Source organism: Pseudomonas sp. FYR_2 (genome assembly GCF_043106425.1).
In the GTDB taxonomy this organism is placed as follows: domain Bacteria; phylum Pseudomonadota; class Gammaproteobacteria; order Pseudomonadales; family Pseudomonadaceae; genus Aquipseudomonas; species Aquipseudomonas monteilii.
Window position 1 is genome coordinate 496,400 of the sequence record NZ_JBICMM010000012.1, and the last position, 18,169, is coordinate 514,568.

General features: G+C 59.7%; 16 protein-coding genes. 9 read left to right on the forward strand and 7 right to left on the reverse strand.

Annotation, left to right across the window (positions count from 1 at the left end; all coding sequences use genetic code 11):
- Window positions 1–2 precede the first annotated feature (2 nt).
- Genes yidD through rpmH form a run of 3 tightly spaced genes read right to left on the reverse strand, consistent with a single transcriptional unit; the run spans window position 3 to window position 793 of the window.
- The gene (gene yidD / locus ACF8R4_RS04185; RefSeq protein WP_082426416.1) at window positions 3–248 is read right to left on the reverse strand and encodes a membrane protein insertion efficiency factor YidD; all 246 of its coding nucleotides are present in this window, start codon (window positions 246–248) and stop codon (window positions 3–5) included.
- Complete coding sequence (gene rnpA / locus ACF8R4_RS04190) at window positions 241–645, reverse strand: ribonuclease P protein component (RefSeq protein WP_016712775.1); 405 nt, start codon at window positions 643–645, stop codon at window positions 241–243. The genes yidD and rnpA overlap by 8 nt, the downstream gene beginning before the upstream one ends.
- A 13-nt stretch (window positions 646–658) precedes the next feature.
- Window positions 659–793: a 50S ribosomal protein L34 gene (gene rpmH, locus ACF8R4_RS04195; RefSeq protein ID WP_003253163.1), complete on the reverse strand. Its 135-nt coding sequence runs from the start codon at window positions 791–793 to the stop codon at window positions 659–661.
- Between the two features lie 594 nt (window positions 794–1,387).
- On the opposite strand from rpmH, the gene dnaA reads away from it, so the two are divergent.
- The 4 genes from dnaA to gyrB are packed head-to-tail and all read left to right on the forward strand — an operon-like array spanning window position 1,388 to window position 7,605.
- Window positions 1,388–2,917 (forward strand): chromosomal replication initiator protein DnaA, encoded by a 1,530-nt coding sequence (dnaA, locus tag ACF8R4_RS04200; RefSeq protein WP_060499728.1) that lies wholly within the window; start codon window positions 1,388–1,390, stop codon window positions 2,915–2,917.
- 40 nt (window positions 2,918–2,957) lie between these two features.
- On the forward strand, window positions 2,958–4,061 hold the full coding sequence (gene dnaN / locus ACF8R4_RS04205; RefSeq protein WP_016712777.1) for a DNA polymerase III subunit beta: 1,104 nt from the start codon (window positions 2,958–2,960) through the stop codon (window positions 4,059–4,061).
- Window positions 4,062–4,076: 15 nt separating this feature from the next.
- Entirely contained in the window at window positions 4,077–5,180 is a 1,104-nt protein-coding gene (gene recF / locus ACF8R4_RS04210; protein WP_060499729.1) for a DNA replication/repair protein RecF, read from the forward strand.
- A gap of 4 nt (window positions 5,181–5,184) precedes the next feature.
- Complete coding sequence (gyrB, locus tag ACF8R4_RS04215) at window positions 5,185–7,605, forward strand: DNA topoisomerase (ATP-hydrolyzing) subunit B (RefSeq protein ID WP_060499730.1); 2,421 nt, start codon at window positions 5,185–5,187, stop codon at window positions 7,603–7,605.
- 61 nt (window positions 7,606–7,666) lie between these two features.
- Here the strand turns inward: gyrB and ACF8R4_RS04220 are convergent, their stop codons facing one another.
- Window positions 7,667–8,074 (reverse strand): RcnB family protein, encoded by a 408-nt coding sequence (locus ACF8R4_RS04220; RefSeq protein ID WP_060499872.1) that lies wholly within the window; start codon window positions 8,072–8,074, stop codon window positions 7,667–7,669.
- Between the two features lie 129 nt (window positions 8,075–8,203).
- Window positions 8,204–9,496, reverse strand: coding sequence for a sigma-54-dependent Fis family transcriptional regulator (locus ACF8R4_RS04225; RefSeq protein WP_060499871.1), 1,293 nt, complete (start codon window positions 9,494–9,496; stop codon window positions 8,204–8,206).
- A gap of 222 nt (window positions 9,497–9,718) precedes the next feature.
- On the opposite strand from ACF8R4_RS04225, the gene ACF8R4_RS04230 reads away from it, so the two are divergent.
- The 3 genes from ACF8R4_RS04230 to ACF8R4_RS04240 are packed head-to-tail and all read left to right on the forward strand — an operon-like array spanning window position 9,719 to window position 12,729.
- Window positions 9,719–10,603, forward strand: a complete 885-nt coding sequence (locus tag ACF8R4_RS04230) for an MBL fold metallo-hydrolase (RefSeq protein WP_060499870.1) — start codon at window positions 9,719–9,721, stop codon at window positions 10,601–10,603.
- 39 nt (window positions 10,604–10,642) lie between these two features.
- Window positions 10,643–11,914, forward strand: a complete 1,272-nt coding sequence (locus ACF8R4_RS04235; protein WP_392491733.1) for an FAD/NAD(P)-binding oxidoreductase — start codon at window positions 10,643–10,645, stop codon at window positions 11,912–11,914.
- A complete protein-coding gene (locus ACF8R4_RS04240) occupies window positions 11,911–12,729 on the forward strand; it encodes a sulfite exporter TauE/SafE family protein (protein ID WP_060499868.1) in 819 nt (272 codons plus the stop codon). Before ACF8R4_RS04235 ends, ACF8R4_RS04240 begins: the two co-directional genes overlap by 4 nt.
- Here the strand turns inward: ACF8R4_RS04240 and ACF8R4_RS04245 are convergent.
- Window positions 12,718–13,605, reverse strand: coding sequence for a LysR family transcriptional regulator (locus ACF8R4_RS04245; protein ID WP_060499867.1), 888 nt, complete (start codon window positions 13,603–13,605; stop codon window positions 12,718–12,720). The genes ACF8R4_RS04240 and ACF8R4_RS04245 overlap by 12 nt on opposite strands.
- A 219-nt stretch (window positions 13,606–13,824) precedes the next feature.
- Between ACF8R4_RS04245 and ACF8R4_RS04250 the strand changes: the two genes are divergently transcribed.
- Complete coding sequence (locus ACF8R4_RS04250) at window positions 13,825–15,471, forward strand: GMC family oxidoreductase (RefSeq protein ID WP_392491735.1); 1,647 nt, start codon at window positions 13,825–13,827, stop codon at window positions 15,469–15,471.
- 96 nt (window positions 15,472–15,567) lie between these two features.
- A complete protein-coding gene (locus tag ACF8R4_RS04255; RefSeq protein WP_028699544.1) occupies window positions 15,568–17,187 on the forward strand; it encodes an MFS transporter in 1,620 nt (539 codons plus the stop codon).
- 177 nt (window positions 17,188–17,364) lie between these two features.
- Here ACF8R4_RS04255 and ACF8R4_RS04260 read toward each other — a convergent pair whose 3' ends face one another.
- The gene (locus tag ACF8R4_RS04260) at window positions 17,365–18,150 is read right to left on the reverse strand and encodes a lysophospholipid acyltransferase family protein (RefSeq protein ID WP_392491737.1); all 786 of its coding nucleotides are present in this window, start codon (window positions 18,148–18,150) and stop codon (window positions 17,365–17,367) included.
- Between the last annotated feature and the right edge of the window lie 19 nt (window positions 18,151–18,169).

The window sequence follows — 18,169 nt, forward strand, 5'->3', positions numbered from 1 at the left end:
GATTACTCGGCTATCGAAGAAGTTCGGGAGGAAGGAGCGGGGGGAACGGGGTCGAAACCGCCGTCATTCCACGGATGACAACGCCCCAGGCGACGAACGGCTAGCCACCCACCACGCCATAGGCCATGGTTTTCAATGGCTTCTTGAGCGTAACAGGAGCAACTGGGGAAAAAACGACAGTGATTAGCCATCAGGGGGCTGATGGCATAACGGTAAAACTGGATCGGAACGAGGGCCAGTTTACGCATCTTGGCTGTCTACCCCTGCGGAATTGGCGGTGACTGCTGGTGTTGGCCGGCTGCGCGCCAGACGTTTCCAGAGTTTGCCAAAGTGTTGGTGCAATTCCGGGTTTTCTACTTCACCCAATCCCTTGCGCGCGACGATCACGATGTCCAGCCCGGCGAGCATTTGCTGGTTCAGACGAAAGGAATCGCGCATCAAGCGCTTGAGGCGATTGCGTTGAACGGCGAGCTTGACGCTCTTCTTGCCAATCACCAGGCCGAGCCGTGGGTGATCAAGGCCGTTCTCGCGAGCAAGGATCAGCAGGTTTTTCCCTGGAACCTTGCCGGTTGGGGAGTCGAAGACCGCTTTGAAGTGTCGGGGTGTAAGCAGTCGCTTTTCCCGACTGAAGTCCTGACTCACCACCTGTGCCGAAAAATCAAATGGCCAGACGCTTACGGCCTTTGGCACGACGACGCGACAGAACAGCGCGGCCGTTCTTGGTAGCCATACGGGCACGGAAACCGTGGGTGCGGGCGCGCTTGATGGTGCTTGGTTGGAAAGTACGTTTCATGGCGTGTTACCTGGTTTGTCGACGACGGGCCGGGATGGCCCCCTTTTTAAGAGACCGGCGATTCTAGAGAAAGCAAGCCCATAGGTCAATTTCCAACCAGTCTTTCCCTATAGAGCACAGGATGGACGGTGCCTGGCGATTCATCCCAAGGGGGTGCTTGATCGGACACACGAATCAGGGACAACATGAAAAAAAGAAGAGACATATAAAAAGCTTTTCTGAAGAACTTATAAATCTTATGTGGGTAACCTTCTGTGGATAACCTACTCAAGGCCATAATTCACGCCATGTACAGCGTTTTACAACCGTGTTCTCAACCGGTGCTGCACCTGTTTTATTCGTGCGGGCAAGCTGTGGATTAAAATGCTACTTACCCACAGATAAGTTATCAACAGGACTGACCTCAGGGTTGTGCATAGCCCTCGTGGGCGGTTATCCACAGACCTTATTCACAACGCGTAAAGGTCGTTTTGGTCGATAAATGGCTGTTTTGTCATGGCTCCTAACGTGTCCACATGTGGATAACTGGGCGCCCGACCGGTACAATGGCGGTTTGTTTTTGCCTCATCCGGCTTTCAAACTCAGGGGATATCCGTGTCAGTGGAACTTTGGCAGCAGTGCGTGGAGCTTCTGCGCGATGAACTGCCTGCCCAGCAATTCAACACCTGGATCCGTCCGCTACAGGTCGAAGCCGAAGGCGACGAGTTGCGCGTCTATGCGCCCAACCGTTTCGTTCTCGATTGGGTCAATGAAAAGTACCTGGGTCGCTTGCTCGAGCTGCTAGGTGAAAACGGCAGCGGTATTGCGCCTGCCCTTTCCTTGTTGATAGGCAGCCGTCGCAGCTCGGCTCCGCGTGCCGCGCCCAACGCACCGGTCAGTGCGGCCGTGGCTGCCTCGCTGGCTCAAGGCCAGGCGCACAAGCCTGCTCCGGTGGCAGCGGTCGAACCTGTTGCAGTGCCGGTGACCGAGCCGGTATTGGTCGAGGATCTTGCCGAACCGTCCGCACGCGACAGCTTCGATGCCATGGCCGAAACGGCTGCGGCACCCGCCGTTGGTGGTCGGGCCGAACAGCGCACCGTGCAGGTTGAAGGTGCGCTCAAGCACACCAGTTACCTGAACCGTACCTTCACCTTCGAAACCTTCGTCGAAGGTAAGTCGAACCAGTTGGCGCGTGCGGCTGCCTGGCAGGTCGCGGACAACCCCAAGCATGGTTACAACCCGCTTTTCCTTTATGGCGGTGTGGGCCTGGGTAAAACCCACCTTATGCATGCTGTGGGTAACCACCTGCTGAAGAAGAACCCGAACGCCAAGGTCGTCTACCTGCATTCGGAGCGCTTCGTCGCGGACATGGTCAAGGCTCTGCAGCTGAACGCTATCAACGAGTTCAAACGTTTCTACCGCTCGGTGGATGCGTTGTTGATCGACGATATCCAGTTCTTTGCCCGTAAAGAGCGCTCGCAAGAAGAGTTTTTCCACACCTTCAACGCCCTGCTTGAGGGCGGCCAGCAGGTAATCCTGACCTCTGACCGTTACCCCAAGGAGATCGAAGGCCTGGAAGAGCGCTTGAAGTCGCGCTTTGGCTGGGGCCTGACGGTGGCCGTCGAGCCACCCGAGCTGGAAACCCGTGTGGCCATCCTGATGAAGAAGGCCGACCAGGCCAAGGTCGAGCTGCCGCATGATGCGGCCTTCTTTATTGCCCAGCGCATCCGCTCCAATGTGCGTGAGCTGGAAGGTGCCCTGAAGCGGGTGATCGCCCACTCGCACTTCATGGGCCGTGATATCACCATCGAGCTGATCCGTGAGTCGCTGAAAGACCTGCTGGCACTGCAGGACAAACTGGTCAGTGTGGACAACATTCAGCGAACCGTCGCCGAGTACTACAAGATCAAGATATCTGATCTGTTGTCCAAGCGGCGTTCACGTTCTGTCGCTCGTCCACGCCAGGTGGCCATGGCCCTGTCAAAGGAGCTGACTAACCACAGCCTGCCGGAAATCGGCGACATGTTTGGTGGTCGCGACCACACGACCGTGCTGCACGCCTGCCGCAAGATCAACGAACTGAAGGAATCCGACGCGGACATCCGCGAGGACTACAAGAACCTGCTGCGGACGCTGACGACCTGATGGCCGTCTGCGCAGCTAATTGAAGGCAAGGGACTAGACCATGCATTTCACCATTCAACGCGAAGCCCTGTTGAAACCCCTGCAACTGGTCGCCGGTGTCGTCGAGCGCCGTCAGACCTTGCCGGTCCTGTCCAACGTATTGCTGGTTGTGCAAGGCCAGCAACTGTCGTTGACCGGTACCGACCTGGAAGTCGAACTGGTAGGCCGCGTGCAACTGGAAGAGCCGGCTGAACCCGGCGAAATCACTGTCCCGGCACGCAAGCTGATGGACATCTGCAAAAGCCTGCCAAACGACGCCCTGATCGATATCAAGGTCGACGAGCAGAAACTGTTGGTCAAGGCCGGCCGTAGCCGCTTCACCCTGTCCACTCTGCCAGCCAATGACTTCCCGACGGTGGAAGAAGGCCCGGGCTCGCTGACCTGCAACCTGGAACAGAGCAAGCTGCGCCGGCTGATCGAGCGCACCAGCTTCGCCATGGCCCAGCAGGATGTGCGCTACTACCTGAACGGCATGCTGCTGGAGGTGTCCCGCAACACCCTGCGCGCAGTGTCCACCGATGGTCACCGGCTGGCGTTGTGCTCCATGACCGCGCCGATCGAGCAGGATGACCGCCATCAGGTCATCGTGCCACGCAAAGGTATCCTGGAGCTCGCGCGTTTGCTCACGGACCCGGAAGGCATGGTCAGCATCGTGCTGGGCCAGCATCACATCCGTGCCACCACCGGTGAATTCACTTTCACCTCCAAGCTGGTGGACGGCAAGTTCCCGGACTATGAGCGCGTACTGCCCAAGGGCGGCGACAAGCTGGTGGTCGGTGACCGCCAGGCCTTGCGTGAAGCCTTCAGCCGTACCGCGATTCTTTCCAACGAAAAGTACCGCGGCATTCGCCTGCAACTGGCTGCTGGCCAACTGAAAATCCAGGCCAACAACCCGGAGCAGGAAGAAGCAGAGGAAGAGATCAGCGTGGACTACGAAGGTAGCTCGCTGGAAATCGGCTTCAACGTCAGCTACCTGCTCGACGTGCTGGGCGTAATGACTACTGAGCAAGTTCGTCTGATCCTCTCGGATTCCAACAGCAGTGCCCTGCTGCAGGAAGCGGGCAATGACGATTCTTCCTATGTTGTCATGCCGATGCGCCTGTAACCCATAGCAGGCGACATGTCCCTTCGACGTATCATGGTCACCGCGGTGCGCAATTTGCACCCGGTGACTCTCTTACCCTCCCCCCGTATCAACATACTTTATGGCGCCAACGGCAGCGGCAAGACCAGCGTGCTTGAAGCCGTGCATTTGCTGGGGCTGGCGCGCTCTTTCCGTAGCACACGCCTGAACCCGGTTATCCAGTACGAACAGGCTGCCTGTACCGTGTTTGGTGAAGTGCAGTTGACCGAGGGTGGCACCAGCAACCTGGGCGTCTCCCGGGAGCGCCAGGGGGAGTTTACTATTCGCATCGATGGGCAGAATGCGCGCAGCGCGGCGCAACTGGCGGAGTTGTTACCGCTTCAGCTCATCAACCCCGACAGTTTCCGCCTTTTGGAAGGTGCCCCGAAAATTCGTCGCCAGTTTCTGGATTGGGGGGTGTTCCACGTGGAACCTCGCTTCTTGCCAGCCTGGCAGCGGCTGCAGAAGGCGCTGCGGCAGCGGAACTCATGGTTGCGTCATGGTACACTTGACCCAGCTTCGCAAGCCGCCTGGGACCGGGAACTGTGCCTGGCCAGCGCGGAAATAGATGAATACCGTCGCAACTACATCAAGGCCTTGAAGCCCGTCTTCGAGCGAACCCTGAGCGAACTGGTCGAGCTGGACGGGTTGACCCTGAGCTACTACCGAGGCTGGGACAAGGACCGGGAACTGCAAGAAGTACTCGCCTCCTCTCTCCTTCGCGATCAGCAGATGGGCCATACCCAGGCCGGTCCGCAGCGTGCTGATCTGCGTCTTCGTCTGGCTGCCAACAATGCAGCCGACATCCTGTCGCGTGGTCAGCAAAAGCTGGTGGTGTGTGCATTGCGCATTGCCCAGGGCCACCTCGTTAGTCAGGCTCGCCGCGGTCATTGTATTTATCTCGTGGATGACTTGCCGTCCGAACTGGACGACCAGCATCGCCGCGCGCTGTGCGGCTTGCTTGAAGAATTACGCTGCCAGGTGTTCATCACCTGTGTAGATCACGAATTACTGAGGGAAGGCTGGCAGACGGAAACGCCAGTTGCTTTGTTCCACGTGGAACAAGGCCGTATCACCCAGACCCACGACCATCGGGAGTGAAGGCATGAGCGAAAATCAAACGTACGACTCCTCCAGCATCAAGGTGCTGAAAGGTTTGGATGCCGTACGCAAGCGTCCCGGCATGTACATTGGCGACACCGATGATGGTAGCGGCCTGCACCACATGGTCTTCGAGGTGGTCGACAACTCCATCGACGAAGCCCTCGCCGGTCACTGCGATGACATCACTGTCATTATCCATCCGGACGAATCCATCAGTGTGCGCGACAACGGTCGCGGCATTCCGGTCGACGTGCATAAAGAAGAAGGCGTTTCCGCAGCCGAGGTCATCATGACTGTGCTGCACGCCGGCGGTAAGTTCGACGATAACTCCTACAAGGTATCCGGCGGCCTGCACGGCGTAGGGGTTTCGGTCGTGAACGCGCTGTCCGAGAAGCTGGTGCTGACCGTTCGCCGTAGCGGAAAAATCTGGGAACAGACTTACGTTCACGGTGTTCCTCAAGCGCCTATGGCGGTTGTCGGTGACAGTGAAACCACCGGTACCCACATCCACTTCAAGCCTTCAGCTGAAACCTTCAAGAACATTCACTTCAGCTGGGACATCCTGGCCAAGCGTATTCGCGAGTTGTCGTTCCTCAATTCGGGCGTTGGCATTCTGCTGAAGGATGAGCGCAGCGGTAAGGAAGAGTTCTTCAAGTATGAAGGCGGCCTGCGCGCATTCGTCGAGTACCTGAACACCAACAAGACTCCGGTCAACTCCCAGGTGTTCCACTTCAACGTCCAGCGTGACGATGGTGTGGGTGTTGAAGTTGCTCTGCAATGGAACGACAGCTTCAACGAAAACCTGCTGTGCTTCACCAACAACATTCCGCAGCGTGACGGCGGCACTCACCTGGTGGGCTTCCGTTCCTCGCTGACCCGTAGCCTGAACAGCTACATCGAGCAGGAAGGCCTGGCCAAGAAGAACAAGGTGGCAACCACTGGCGATGATGCCCGTGAAGGCCTGACCGCAATCATCTCGGTGAAGGTGCCGGACCCCAAGTTCAGCTCGCAGACCAAAGACAAGCTGGTCTCCTCGGAGGTGAAAACCGCCGTGGAACAGGAGATGAACAAGTACTTCGCCGACTTCCTGCTGGAGAACCCGAACGAGGCCAAGGCTGTCGTTGGCAAGATGATCGACGCCGCCCGTGCCCGTGAAGCAGCACGTAAAGCCCGTGAGATGACTCGCCGCAAAGGTGCGCTGGACATCGCCGGCCTGCCAGGCAAGCTGGCGGACTGCCAGGAGAAGGACCCTGCCCTTTCCGAACTGTACCTGGTGGAGGGTGACTCCGCCGGTGGCTCGGCCAAGCAAGGCCGTAACCGTCGTACCCAGGCGATCTTGCCGCTGAAGGGTAAAATCCTCAACGTTGAGAAAGCCCGCTTCGACAAGATGATCTCGTCCCAGGAAGTGGGCACGCTGATCACCGCACTGGGCTGCGGTATCGGCCGCGAGGAGTACAACATCGACAAGCTGCGTTATCACAACATCATCATCATGACCGATGCTGACGTTGACGGTTCGCACATCCGCACTCTGCTGCTGACCTTCTTCTTCCGTCAGCTGCCGGAGCTGGTCGAGCGCGGCTACATCTACATTGCCCAGCCACCACTGTACAAGGTGAAGAAAGGCAAGCAGGAGCAGTACATCAAGGACGACGAGGCCATGGAAGAGTACATGACCCAGTCGGCCCTGGAAGATGCCAGCCTGCACCTGGACGAGTCGGCGCCAGCGGTTTCCGGTGTGCAGCTGGAAAGCCTGGTGAATGAATTCCGCGGCGTGATGAAAACACTCAAGCGCCTGTCGCGCTTGTATCCGGAAGATATCACCGAGCACTTCATCTACCTGCCGGAAGTGGCTGTGGAGCAGTTGGGTGACCACGCTCTGATGCAAGCCTGGCTGGCCAAGTTCCAAGAGCGCCTGAGCAACAGCCAGAAGTCCGGCCTGGTTTACAAAGCCAGCCTGCGCGAAGACAAAGAGCGCAACGTATGGTTGCCGGAAGTGGAAGTTACCTCCCACGGCCTGGCCAGCTATGTCACCTTCAACCGGGACTTCTTCGGCAGCAATGACTACCGTACCGTAGTCAACATTGGTGCCAAGCTGTCCAGCTTGTTGGGCGAAGGTGCTTACGTTCAGCGCGGTGAGCGCCGTAAGGCAATCGTCGAGTTCAAGGAAGGCCTGGACTGGCTGATGAACGAAACCACCAAGCGCCACACCATCCAGCGCTACAAAGGGCTGGGTGAGATGAACCCTGAGCAGCTGTGGGAAACTACCATGGACCCGACCGTCCGCCGTATGCTCAAGGTCACCATCGAGGATGCGATCGCAGCTGACCAGATCTTCAACACCCTGATGGGTGATGCGGTCGAGCCGCGCCGTGACTTCATCGAAAGCAACGCGCTGTCGGTGTCGAACCTGGACTTCTGATCAGGTGTGATCCGCCAGGCACTAAAAAGCCCGCTGATGCGGGCTTTTTAGTGCCTGAAAATCAGTAACCGCTGAGAATGTTAACGATCACCCCACTGGCAATAGCCACCAGCACGTAGTCGCCATTTACATACAACCAGCGATGGTCACGCGGTGGCGCATACAAGTGGCGTGCTTTCCAGTCAGTCACCCAGTAGCGGTCGCCACGGTAGTGGGGGTCAACCACATGCCCTCGTTGCCACTGCTGGTGAGGCACCGGCATGCCTGGTTGCGGGCGGAAGTTGGGGTTGCGGTAATCGGGTGCACGGCCGTTGTCATGGCGGCCTTGCTGCTTTGGCTGGCCATGCGGCGGGTTGCCTTGGTGCGATGGGCCATCATCGTGCCGGTCGGGTGGGCCCGGTTGTGCGAAGCTGGCCAACGGTGCGCTGAGCATGAGCGCGGCGCAGATCACGCTTAGGGTTTTCTTCATTTGAGACGGTCCTCTGCCTGTTATCGCCTGGCCAGTGCTGACTGCCAGGTTCGGTTAACTGATCAGACCACGATTTTTTACGTTTAATGTCAGGGCGCAGGTAAAGGTCCGGTAAAGTCTGCCGCCCTTTCAATTCAGCCCGAGCGCCTTCAAACGGCGATAGAGCGTGCGTTCGCTCATGCCAAGATGACTGGCCAATTCGCTGCGTGAGCCTTTGAACTGCTCAAGCGCCTGCGCAAGTTCACCCAAGCCATTGCGACGGCCTTGTCCCTTGACCACCTGGGTAGGCCCGATATCTTCCGGCAAATGCTCCGGCCGAATAAGCCCGTCATCGGCAAACAAACGGGCGCGCTCCAGAATGTTACGCAACTCGCGGATGTTGCCCGGAAATGGATGTAACCCAAGCTGCTGCAAGGCATCCTTACTCAGGCTGGGCGTAGGCTTGCCAGCCATTCGCTGTAACAGGCTTTGCGCGAGCAGCGGCAGATCTTCAACCCGCTCGCGCAGCGCAGGCAGGCGAATGGGGAAACCGCTGATGCGGTAATACAGGTCTTCACGGAAGGTGCCCTGCGCGACCATTTGCTTGAGCGGTTTGTGTGTGGCAGAAACCAGGCGGAAGTCCGAGTGCACCGTGCGCAAGCTGCCCACCGGACGGAAGCTGCCGGACTCGATAAGGCGTAACAGTTTCACTTGCATCGCTAACGGTACTTCGCCGATTTCATCGAGGAACAGGGTACCGCCATGCGCGGCCTCAGCCAGGCCGATCTTGCGCTGATTGGCGCCGGTGAATGCGCCCTTCTCATAGCCGAACAACTCACTCTCGAACAACGACTCGGTCAAGCCGGTGCAATCGACCACCACCAATGGGCCGTTGGCTCTGGGGCTGCCCATGTGTAGCGCGCGCGCGAACAGCTCTTTACCGGTACCTGACTCACCCTGCAATAAAACCGGGATCTGCGCCGGCGCTGCGCGCTGCAGGCTGGACAAGGCAACTTTGAATGCGGGTGCCCGGCCGACCAGGCCTTGTTCCTGAGGCTGAGCCGATGCGAGGGCGATGGTGGTCAGGCGCTCGACAAAGGCCACCACCCTACCCTGCTCATCCAGGATCGGGCGCAGTTCGACATCGACATGCTCGGGGCCACGTGGTGTGTGATGAATGTGCAATACCCGCTCCGGCACCTTGCTGTCCCAGGCTTTGCGCATCGGGCAATGCTCGCCGGCCTGGTCGCAGGGCACGGCGTAGTGGTGCGATACCTTGTGGCATTTTTCGCCCAGCGGGGCCTGCTCGTGGTGACCGAACTGGCGGCGATAGGCGGCGTTGGCGGCCAGGATGTTGTAGTCGGTGTCCAGCACGATGGTCGGCAGGGCATCGTGCTCAAGGTAGGAAACCAGCGCTAGGATGAGGGGATGGGTTTGGGGCATGACGACACCGTATGGATTACCGGCGCAGGGTAACAAGGACTGCCAAACACTGCCATTGGCTGTCAGTCGACTGCCATATGGGTTGTCAGTATTGCTGTCAGTTATCGGTACCTGGCCGATTTCATTGGCCCATACGCAGTAAAAAGCCTGGCATGCATCTTGATAAACCTCCTTTCACTGCCTACGCCTGTACAAGGCGCGGTGGATAATCTGGAGAACGTGATGATCATCGGCAACAACCTTCACGTGGAAGCCTTCTTCGACAAGGCGACCTCAACCATTAGCTACCTGGTCATGGATGGCGAAACGCGCAAGTGTGCATTAATCGACAGTGTCCTCGACTATGATCCCAAGTCAGGGCGTACCTGTACCGTCTCGGCGGACCAGTTGATCGACCGGGTGAAGGCGCTTGGCGCTGACGTTCAGTGGGTGCTGGAAACCCATGTGCACGCCGACCATCTCTCGGCGGCTGCCTACCTGAAGGAAAAGCTGGGTGGCCACACCGCTATCGGTGCTCACATCACCCAGGTGCAGAAAGTGTTCGGTGCGCTGTTCAACGCTGAGCCTGGCTTTGCGCGGGATGGCAGCCAGTTCGATGTACTGTTGGTAGACGAGGAAGGTTTCCGTATTGGCAACCTGCATGCCCGTGCACTGCACACCCCAGGGCACACGCCGGCGTGCATGAGTTTCATGATCGAAGACGCGGGTGAAATTGCGGTGTTCGTCGGCGATACCCTGTTCATGCCCGACTACGGCACCGCCCGTTGCGACTTCCCGGGGGCTGATGCCCGCACCCTCTACCGCTCGATCCGTCGTCTGCTGGCGTTCCCCGACCAGACACGGCTGTTCATGTGCCACGACTACCTACCGGGTGGCCGCGACATGCAGTATGTCACTACCGTGGCCGAACAGCGTGCCAGCAACATCCACATTCATCAGGGCATCGACGAAGACAGTTTTGTCGCCATGCGTGAAGCGCGCGACAAGACCCTCGACATGCCGGTGCTGATCCTGCCTTCGGTGCAGGTGAATATGCGCAGCGGCCATTTCCCCGCGCCGGAGGAGAACGGCGTGAGCTACCTGAAGATTCCGCTGAACACGCTGTAACCGCCCTGCCCCATAATCAGATTTCCAGGATTTACCGCCATGCCTGCCTTGTTGTCCCCTGCCAATACCGACCATCACAAAGTGGTCATCGTCGGTGCCGGTGCCGCCGGTATCGCTACCGCTGCCAGCCTGATCAGCCGTGACCCGTCGCTGGACGTTGCCGTGATCGACCCCGCCGAAGTGCATTACTACCAACCCGGCTGGACCATGGTCGGTGCCGGTGTGTTCAAGGCACCGAGCACTGCCCGCACCATGGCCTCGACCATTCCGCGCGGGGTACGCTGGGTCAAGGCGCGGGTGCAGGCTTTCGATCCGCTGGGCCAGTTGGTCGTCCTCGAGGACGGTCGCGCCATCAGCTATGAACAGCTGGTAGTCTGTCCCGGCCTTACGCTGGACTGGGCGGCCATTGATGGGCTCAGCGAAACCCTGGGCCGCAACGGTGTCACCTCCAACTACCGCTACGACCTGGCGCCCTATACCTGGGAGCTGGTGCACAAGCTCAAGCAAGGCCGGGCCATATTCAGCCAGCCGCCCATGCCGATCAAATGTGCGGGCGCGCCGCAGAAGGCGTTGTACCTGTCTTGCGACCACTGGTTACGCCACGGCCATCTGGGGGCCGTGAAAGCCAGCTTCTTCAATGCTGGCGCTGTGTTGTTCGGTGTGGCGGACTATGTGCCTGCGCTGATGAAGTACATAGACAAATACGCCGTGGACCTCCATTTCTCCCACCGACTGGTGGCCGTGGATGGTCCGAACAAGCGCGCCACCTTCGTGTGCACCCTGCCCGACGGCAGCAGCGAAACGCACATCGAGGCTTTTGACATGCTCCATGTGGTCCCTTCCCAGGTGGCGCCGGCCTTCATTCGTGAAAGCCCGTTGGCCGATAACGCTGGCTGGGTCGATGTCGACCCGCATACCCTGCGCCACCGCAAATACATCAACATCCATGCCCTGGGTGATGTGGCCAACACCAGCAATGCCAAGACTGCTGCGGCTGCCCGTAAGCAGGCGCCGGTCGTGGCCAACAACGTGTTGGTGGCATTGGGCAGGTTGCCTACCCTCGCCCAGTACGACGGCTATGGCTCGTGCCCGCTGACTGTAGAGCGCGGCAAAATCGTCCTGGCCGAGTTCACCTATGGCGGCAAGCTGGCACCGAGCTTCCCCAGCTGGTTGCTGGATGGCCGCAAACCAACGCGCCTGGCCTGGTTGCTGAAGGCGCAAGCGCTGCCACCGTTGTACTGGCAAGGCATGCTGAAGGGCCGCGAGTGGCTGGCTCGGCCGCAGCCGTTGGGTGCCGAGGGTGGGAAGTGATCGAGCATCAATTGTTGGGGGCGGGCCTGGGCGCGATCATCGGCGCGGTCCTGGCATTGACCGGCGCAGGCGGTGGCATTCTCGCAGTGCCTTTGTTGGTGTTCGGGCTGGGGCTGTCGATGGTCGAGGCGGCTCCGGTCGGCCTGCTGGCCGTAGGCCTGGCTGCAGCGGTTGGCGCGGTGCTGGGGCTACGACAGGGGCTGGTGCGTTATCGGGCGGCGCTGTTCATTGCGATGGTGGGTGTGGTTGCCGCGCCGTTCGGGCTGATGCTTGCGCACCGCTTGCCGAACACACCCTTGCAGTTGGTGTTCGCGGGTGTGTTGGTGTATGCCTGCCTGCGTATCTGGCGCAAGGCTGCCAAGGAGCTGCGCGGTGAGGCCAATGACGCCCATCGCTACATCGAACCCTGTGTGTTGAACCCTTTGCAGGGCCGTTTGCGCTGGACCCTTCCCTGCGCGCGTGCCCTGGCATTTACCGGGGCGTTGTCCGGGTTACTGTCCGGCCTGTTGGGTGTGGGTGGTGGCTTCGTCATCATCCCTGCGTTGAACCGCTATACCAACCTGCGCATGGCCAGCATCGTTTCCACTTCGTTGGCAGTAATCGCCTTGGTATCCACCGGAAGTGTGGTCAGCGCCAGCCTGGCGGGGGTCATGCATTGGCAGGTAGGCGCCCCGTTCGCTGCCGGCGCGGTGCTTGGTTTGCTGCTGGCACGGCCATTGACGGCCAGGCTGGCCGGGCCGCGTTTGCAGCAGATGTTTGCAGCGGCTGGTTGGGTGGCGGCCTTGCTGCTGGCCGGCAAGGCACTATTGGGCTAGCAGCTCGTGCTGTTCTGCCGCGCATAGCGCCAGCAGGTAGTCCCACACCACCCGCAGGCGCACCGACTTGTGCAACTCGCGCCGGGTGCAGATCCAGTAGCTGCGCTGGATGGTTTCGCCCGGCAGCACGCGCACCAGTGTCGGGTCGTGGCGAGCCATGTAGTTGGGCAGCACGGCGATGCCCAGGCCGGCACGGGCAGCGGCCTGTTGGGCGATGACGCTGGTACTGCGAAACACCACATTCGGCGCCCGGCAGAAACTGTTCAGAAACAGCAGTTCCTGGCTGAACAGCAGGTCGTCTACGTAGCCGATCCAGCTGTGCCTGGCCAGGTCTTCGCGGTTGCGCAGGGGCGGCGCGCGGTCCAGGTAGTCCTGGCTGGCGTACAGGGCCAGGCGGTAATCGGTGAGTTTGCGGGTAATCAGTAGGTCGGCATTGGGCCGTTCCAGGTGGATGCTGATTTCTGCCTCGCGATTGAGGATGCTGACGAAACGCGGTACGGCGACCAGCTCCACTTCCAGGCCGGGGTAACGCTCGAACAGTGCGTTCATGCGCGGGGTGAAGAACATGATGCCGATGCCTTCGGTCACCCCCAGGCGAATCTTGCCCAACGGAGTGATGGCCTGGGTGATTTCTTCCTGCGCCAGCAGCGCGACATTTTCCATGGCCTCGGCGTGCTTGAGCAGGGCCTGGCCTGAAGGGGTCAGCTCATAACCTTGGGCATGTTGTACAAACAGTGCGGTACCCAGGCTTTGCTCGATACTCTCGATGTGCCGAGCCACGGTGCTGTGGGTGGTGTTGAGGCGCTTGGCGGCAGTGAGTAGGCGGCCGCTGCGCTGCAACTCGAGGAAAAACCGCAGATCGTTCCAGTCGAACATGCTTGTCCTTTTTGGCAGTTCGTTCCGGCCTCTTCGCGGGCACGCCCGCTCCCAAGGTAACGCGATCCCTGTGGGAGCGGGCGTGCCCGCGAAGAGGCCAGTACAGGCTTACCACTGTGCTAAAACGCACAGCGGCTGCGCGAAATCTCGTGTTTCCTCCACGAAATTACTCACTAAGATGGATCGGGACAAGAATAAAAAACAGGCCCGAGGTTGCACATGCCATCAGCCGATTCTGTCTTCGACTACGTGGTCGTAGGGGCCGGTCCCGCCGGTTGCCTGCTGGCCAATCGTTTGTCCGCCGACCCTTCCTGCCGCGTCTTGCTGCTGGAAGCGGGTGGCCGCGATAACTATCCCTGGATCCACATTCCCGTGGGTTATCTCTACTGCATAGGCAACCCGCGCACGGACTGGTGTTTCAAGACCGAGGCCCAGGTTGGTCTTGGCGGTCGCGCACTGGGCTACCCGCGCGGCAAGGTGCTTGGTGGCTGCTCCTCGATCAACGGCATGATCTACATGCGCGGCCAGGCGGCCGACTATGATGCTTGGGCCGAGCAAGGTAACGACGGTTGGGCCTGGAAAGATGTATTGCCGCTGTTCAAGGCCAGCGAGAACCACTTTGCCGGCGCCAGCGAGCACCACGGCGGTGATGGCGAATGGCGGGTCGAACGCCAGCGCTACAGCTGGCCGATTCTCGATGCTTTCCGCGATGCCGCCGAGCAAAGCGGCGTCGGCAAGGTCGATGACTTCAATACCGGCGACAACCAAGGCTGTGGATACTTTCAGGTCAACCAGCGCAGCGGCGTGCGCTGGAATGCTTCCAAAGCCTTCCTGCGACCGATCAAGGACCGCGCCAACCTCACCGTGCTGACCGGCGTTCAGGTTGATCAGGTACTGCTCAACAATACCCGGGCGCGGGCGGTGAAAGCATTTTGGCAAGGCGCTTGGCACGAGTTTGCGGCGCGCCGCGAGATTATCCTTTGCGCCGGCGCCGTTGGTTCACCAGGCATTCTGCAGCGCTCCGGCATCGGCCCGCGACAGCTGCTGGAAAGCCTGGGTATCGGCGTTCGCCACGACATGCCGGGCGTTGGCGGCAACCTTCAGGACCACCTGCAACTGCGCCTGATCTACCAGATCCGCAACACCCGCACCTTGAACCAGATGGCCAACAGCCTGTTGGGCAAGATGGGAATTGGCCTGCGTTATCTCTATGACCGCAGTGGCCCGCTGGCCATGGCGCCGAGTCAATTGGGTGCATTTGTGCGTTCAAGTCCGGATCAGGCCACTGCCAACCTGCAGTACCACGTGCAGCCGCTGTCACTGGAGCGCTTCGGCGAGCCGTTGCATCCGTTCCCGGCGTTCACCGCTTCGGTGTGTAACTTGCGCCCGGCCAGCCGCGGGCGTATCGATATCCGCAGCACCGACATGAACAGCACGCCGCTGATCGACCCCAATTACCTCAGTGACCCACAAGACCTGCGCGTCGCTGCCGAAGCCATTCGTCTTACCCGGCGCATCGTCCAGGCCCCTGCCCTCGCGGCGTTCGAGCCCAAGGAATACCTGCCGGGCCCGGCCCTGCAAACCGAGGAAGAACTGTTCGAGGCCGCCGGCAAAATCGGCACCACCATCTTCCACCCGGTCGGTACCTGCCGCATGGGCACCGGCGCCCTGGACGTTGTGGATAACCAGCTGCGCGTACACGGCATCCCCGGCCTGCGCGTAGCGGATGCCTCGATCATGCCGCAGATCACTTCGGGCAATACCTGCTCACCCACCCTCATGATCGCCGAAAAGGCGGCGCAACTGATTCTCAAAGGAGCTGCGACCCAAACCTATCTGAATGAAGACGCCTTACCGACGCCCTGACCGGGTGCGTGCAGTACCGGCGGCTTGCGGTCAGAGGCTGCCGACAGTGGAACAACAAGAATAATCACTGTGGCCTGCGGGCCGAGGACAGCAACGATGTCGGATTACATCCAAGAGCAGGGTGCGGCGGCCAGCAGCTCCAGCCGCCGTGAAGAACGCAAGATCATTTTCGCGTCATCCCTCGGGACAGTTTTCGAGTGGTATGACTTTTTTCTCTATGGCGCGTTGGCAGCGGTCATCAGCAAGCAGTTTTTTGCGGGTGTGAACGACACCACTGCCTTCATCTTCGCCCTTATGGCCTTCGCCGCCGGTTTTCTGGTGCGGCCCTTCGGTGCGCTGGTGTTCGGCCGCCTGGGCGATATGATCGGGCGCAAGTACACCTTTTTGGTCACCATCGTGCTGATGGGCCTGTCCACCTTCGCAGTGGGGCTGTTGCCCACCTATGCCAGCATCGGCATCGCAGCACCGATCATCCTGGTGATTTTGCGGATGTTGCAGGGGCTGGCACTGGGCGGTGAGTACGGCGGTGCTGCCACTTATGTGGCTGAACACGCACCGCCTGGCAAGCGTGGCTTCCACACCGGTTTCATCCAGTCCACCGCCACCCTTGGGCTGCTGCTGTCGCTGCTGGTGGTACTGGGCAGCCGCTATATCAGCGGCGACCAGTTCGAAACCTGGGGCTGGCGCCTGCCGTTCCTGCTGTCGATCGTGCTGCTGGCCATCTCCACCTGGATTCGTATGAGCATGCACGAATCGCCGGCGTTCGTGAAAATGAAGGCCCAGGGCAAGGTGAGCAAATCGCCGATCCGTGAGTCGTTCACCTCCTGGCCAAACCTGAAAGTGGTACTTACCGCTCTGTTCAGCATCAACGCCGGGCAAGCCGTGACCTTCTACACGGCACAGTTCTACGTGCTGTTCTTCATGACCCAGATGCTGAAGATGGACCCGGCACAGGCCAACACCCTGCTGATCATCAGTGTGGTGATTGGTGCGCCGTTCTTCGTGTTCTTCGGCTGGTTGTCCGACCGTATCGGTCGCAAGCCGATTCTGATGCTCGGCCTGCTGCTGGCCACCGTGTTGTACTTCCCGCTGTTCAAGGCGCTGAGCCACTACGCCAACCCGCAGATTGATGCCGCCAGCCGCCAGGCGCCGATCGTGGTAACCGCCGACCCGCAAGGCTGCACCTTCCAGTTCGACCCGGTGGGCAAAGCGCGTTTCGACAGCCCGTGCGACAAGGTCAAGACGTTCCTGGTCAAGCAGGGCTTGCCGTACAAATCGGTAAGCGTGGCGGGCAGTGATGTAGTGGTGAATATTGGCGACAAGGCCATCAATGGCTTCGACGAAACCGCCATGCGCGCGGCAATCGAGCAGGCGGGCTACCCAGCCAAGGCCGACCCGGCGCAGGTCAACCAGGTGATGGTGGTGGTGCTGATCGTGGCGATGATTCTGATCGCGACCATGACCTACGGCCCCTTGGCGGCGGTAATGGTCGAACTGTTCCCGACCCGTATCCGCTACACCTCGATGTCACTGCCCTACCACATTGGCAACGGCTGGTTCGGCGGCTTCCTACCGACGGTTTCGTTCGCGCTGGTGGTGTACACCGGGGATATTTTCTACGGGCTGTGGTACCCGATTCTGGTGACCGGGGTGAGCCTGGTGGTGGGTATCTTCTGCCTCAAAGAAACCAAGGATGTGGATATCGACAAGGTCTGATGCTGTCCACACGCCATAAAAAAACCGGCTGTAAAAGCCGGTTTTTTTATGCCCCGAAAAAACTTATGCACGATTTTAAGAAAAATGTCATACGTAGAAATAAACAGTTAATTCAATTACTTAGAGATCACTTGAAGCATTCGATCGAAAAACTGCTCACAAGTTATCCACAGAAAATCAAGCTGTCTGTTCCTGGGGTTTTTCCGCTGCTGGCGGCAGCGAACCCATGGCCCGCTGAGTCGTCTCGTTCCACGCTGCGGCGCGGTCGTTGAGCTCTGCAATGGCACGTGGCCCGCTGCCGTTGGCGTACATGGGTTCGCCAATGACCACCTCGATGGTGCCAGAGCGTTTGCCCCAACCCGTCTTTGGCCAGAACTTGCCCGCGTTGTGGGCAATCGGCAGCACCGGCAGCCCGGCATTTACCGCCAGAGCGGTACCGCCACGGGAAAACTTACCCACCGTGCCGAAGGGCACGCGGGTGCCTTCCGGGAAAATCAGCACCCAGGTCTTCTGCTTGAGCAGCTCGTCACCCTTGCTCGCTACCTGGCGCAGGGCTTCCTTGGGGTTGTCGCGGTTGATCGCGATCGGTCGCAGCATGGCCATGGCCCAGCCGAAGAACGGCACATACAGCAGCTCGCGCTTGAGCACTTGGCTCAACGGCGAGAAGTACTGGGACAGGAAGAAGGTTTCCCAGGTGCTCTGGTGGTTCGACAGGATCACGCAAGGCTCATTGGGCACGTTCTCGGCACCCGTGATCTTGTAGTCGATGCCGAGGATGGTGCGCACCAGGAACAGCGCGCAGCGGCACCAATATACGTTGATGAACTTGTAGCGCTTGGGGAACGACAGGAACGGCGCGACGAAAAAGCTCAGCGAGCACCACAGCAGCGAACTGGTGCCCAGCAGCAGGTAAAAAAGAAAGATTCTGATCGCCTGCAGGATCGACATAGTGGCTTGTACCATTGCGGGGCATGCCCGCCTG

What these genes read in the sequence shown, in the direction of transcription:
- yidD (WP_082426416.1), bottom strand. Translation starts at nt 248, where the DNA reads ATGCGTAAACTGGCCCTCGTTCCGATCCAGTTTTACCGTTATGCCATC.
- ACF8R4_RS04230 (WP_060499870.1), top strand. Translation starts at nt 9,719, where the DNA reads ATGATCATCGGCAACAACCTTCACGTGGAAGCCTTCTTCGACAAGGCG.
- dnaN (WP_016712777.1), top strand. Translation starts at nt 2,958, where the DNA reads ATGCATTTCACCATTCAACGCGAAGCCCTGTTGAAACCCCTGCAACTG.
- rpmH (WP_003253163.1), bottom strand. Translation starts at nt 793, where the DNA reads ATGAAACGTACTTTCCAACCAAGCACCATCAAGCGCGCCCGCACCCAC.
- ACF8R4_RS04255 (WP_028699544.1), top strand. Translation starts at nt 15,568, where the DNA reads ATGTCGGATTACATCCAAGAGCAGGGTGCGGCGGCCAGCAGCTCCAGC.
- recF (WP_060499729.1), top strand. Translation starts at nt 4,077, where the DNA reads ATGTCCCTTCGACGTATCATGGTCACCGCGGTGCGCAATTTGCACCCG.
- ACF8R4_RS04225 (WP_060499871.1), bottom strand. Translation starts at nt 9,496, where the DNA reads ATGCCCCAAACCCATCCCCTCATCCTAGCGCTGGTTTCCTACCTTGAG.
- ACF8R4_RS04250 (WP_392491735.1), top strand. Translation starts at nt 13,825, where the DNA reads ATGCCATCAGCCGATTCTGTCTTCGACTACGTGGTCGTAGGGGCCGGT.
- gyrB (WP_060499730.1), top strand. Translation starts at nt 5,185, where the DNA reads ATGAGCGAAAATCAAACGTACGACTCCTCCAGCATCAAGGTGCTGAAA.
- ACF8R4_RS04220 (WP_060499872.1), bottom strand. Translation starts at nt 8,074, where the DNA reads ATGAAGAAAACCCTAAGCGTGATCTGCGCCGCGCTCATGCTCAGCGCA.
- ACF8R4_RS04245 (WP_060499867.1), bottom strand. Translation starts at nt 13,605, where the DNA reads ATGTTCGACTGGAACGATCTGCGGTTTTTCCTCGAGTTGCAGCGCAGC.
- ACF8R4_RS04260 (WP_392491737.1), bottom strand. Translation starts at nt 18,150, where the DNA reads ATGGTACAAGCCACTATGTCGATCCTGCAGGCGATCAGAATCTTTCTT.
- ACF8R4_RS04235 (WP_392491733.1), top strand. Translation starts at nt 10,643, where the DNA reads ATGCCTGCCTTGTTGTCCCCTGCCAATACCGACCATCACAAAGTGGTC.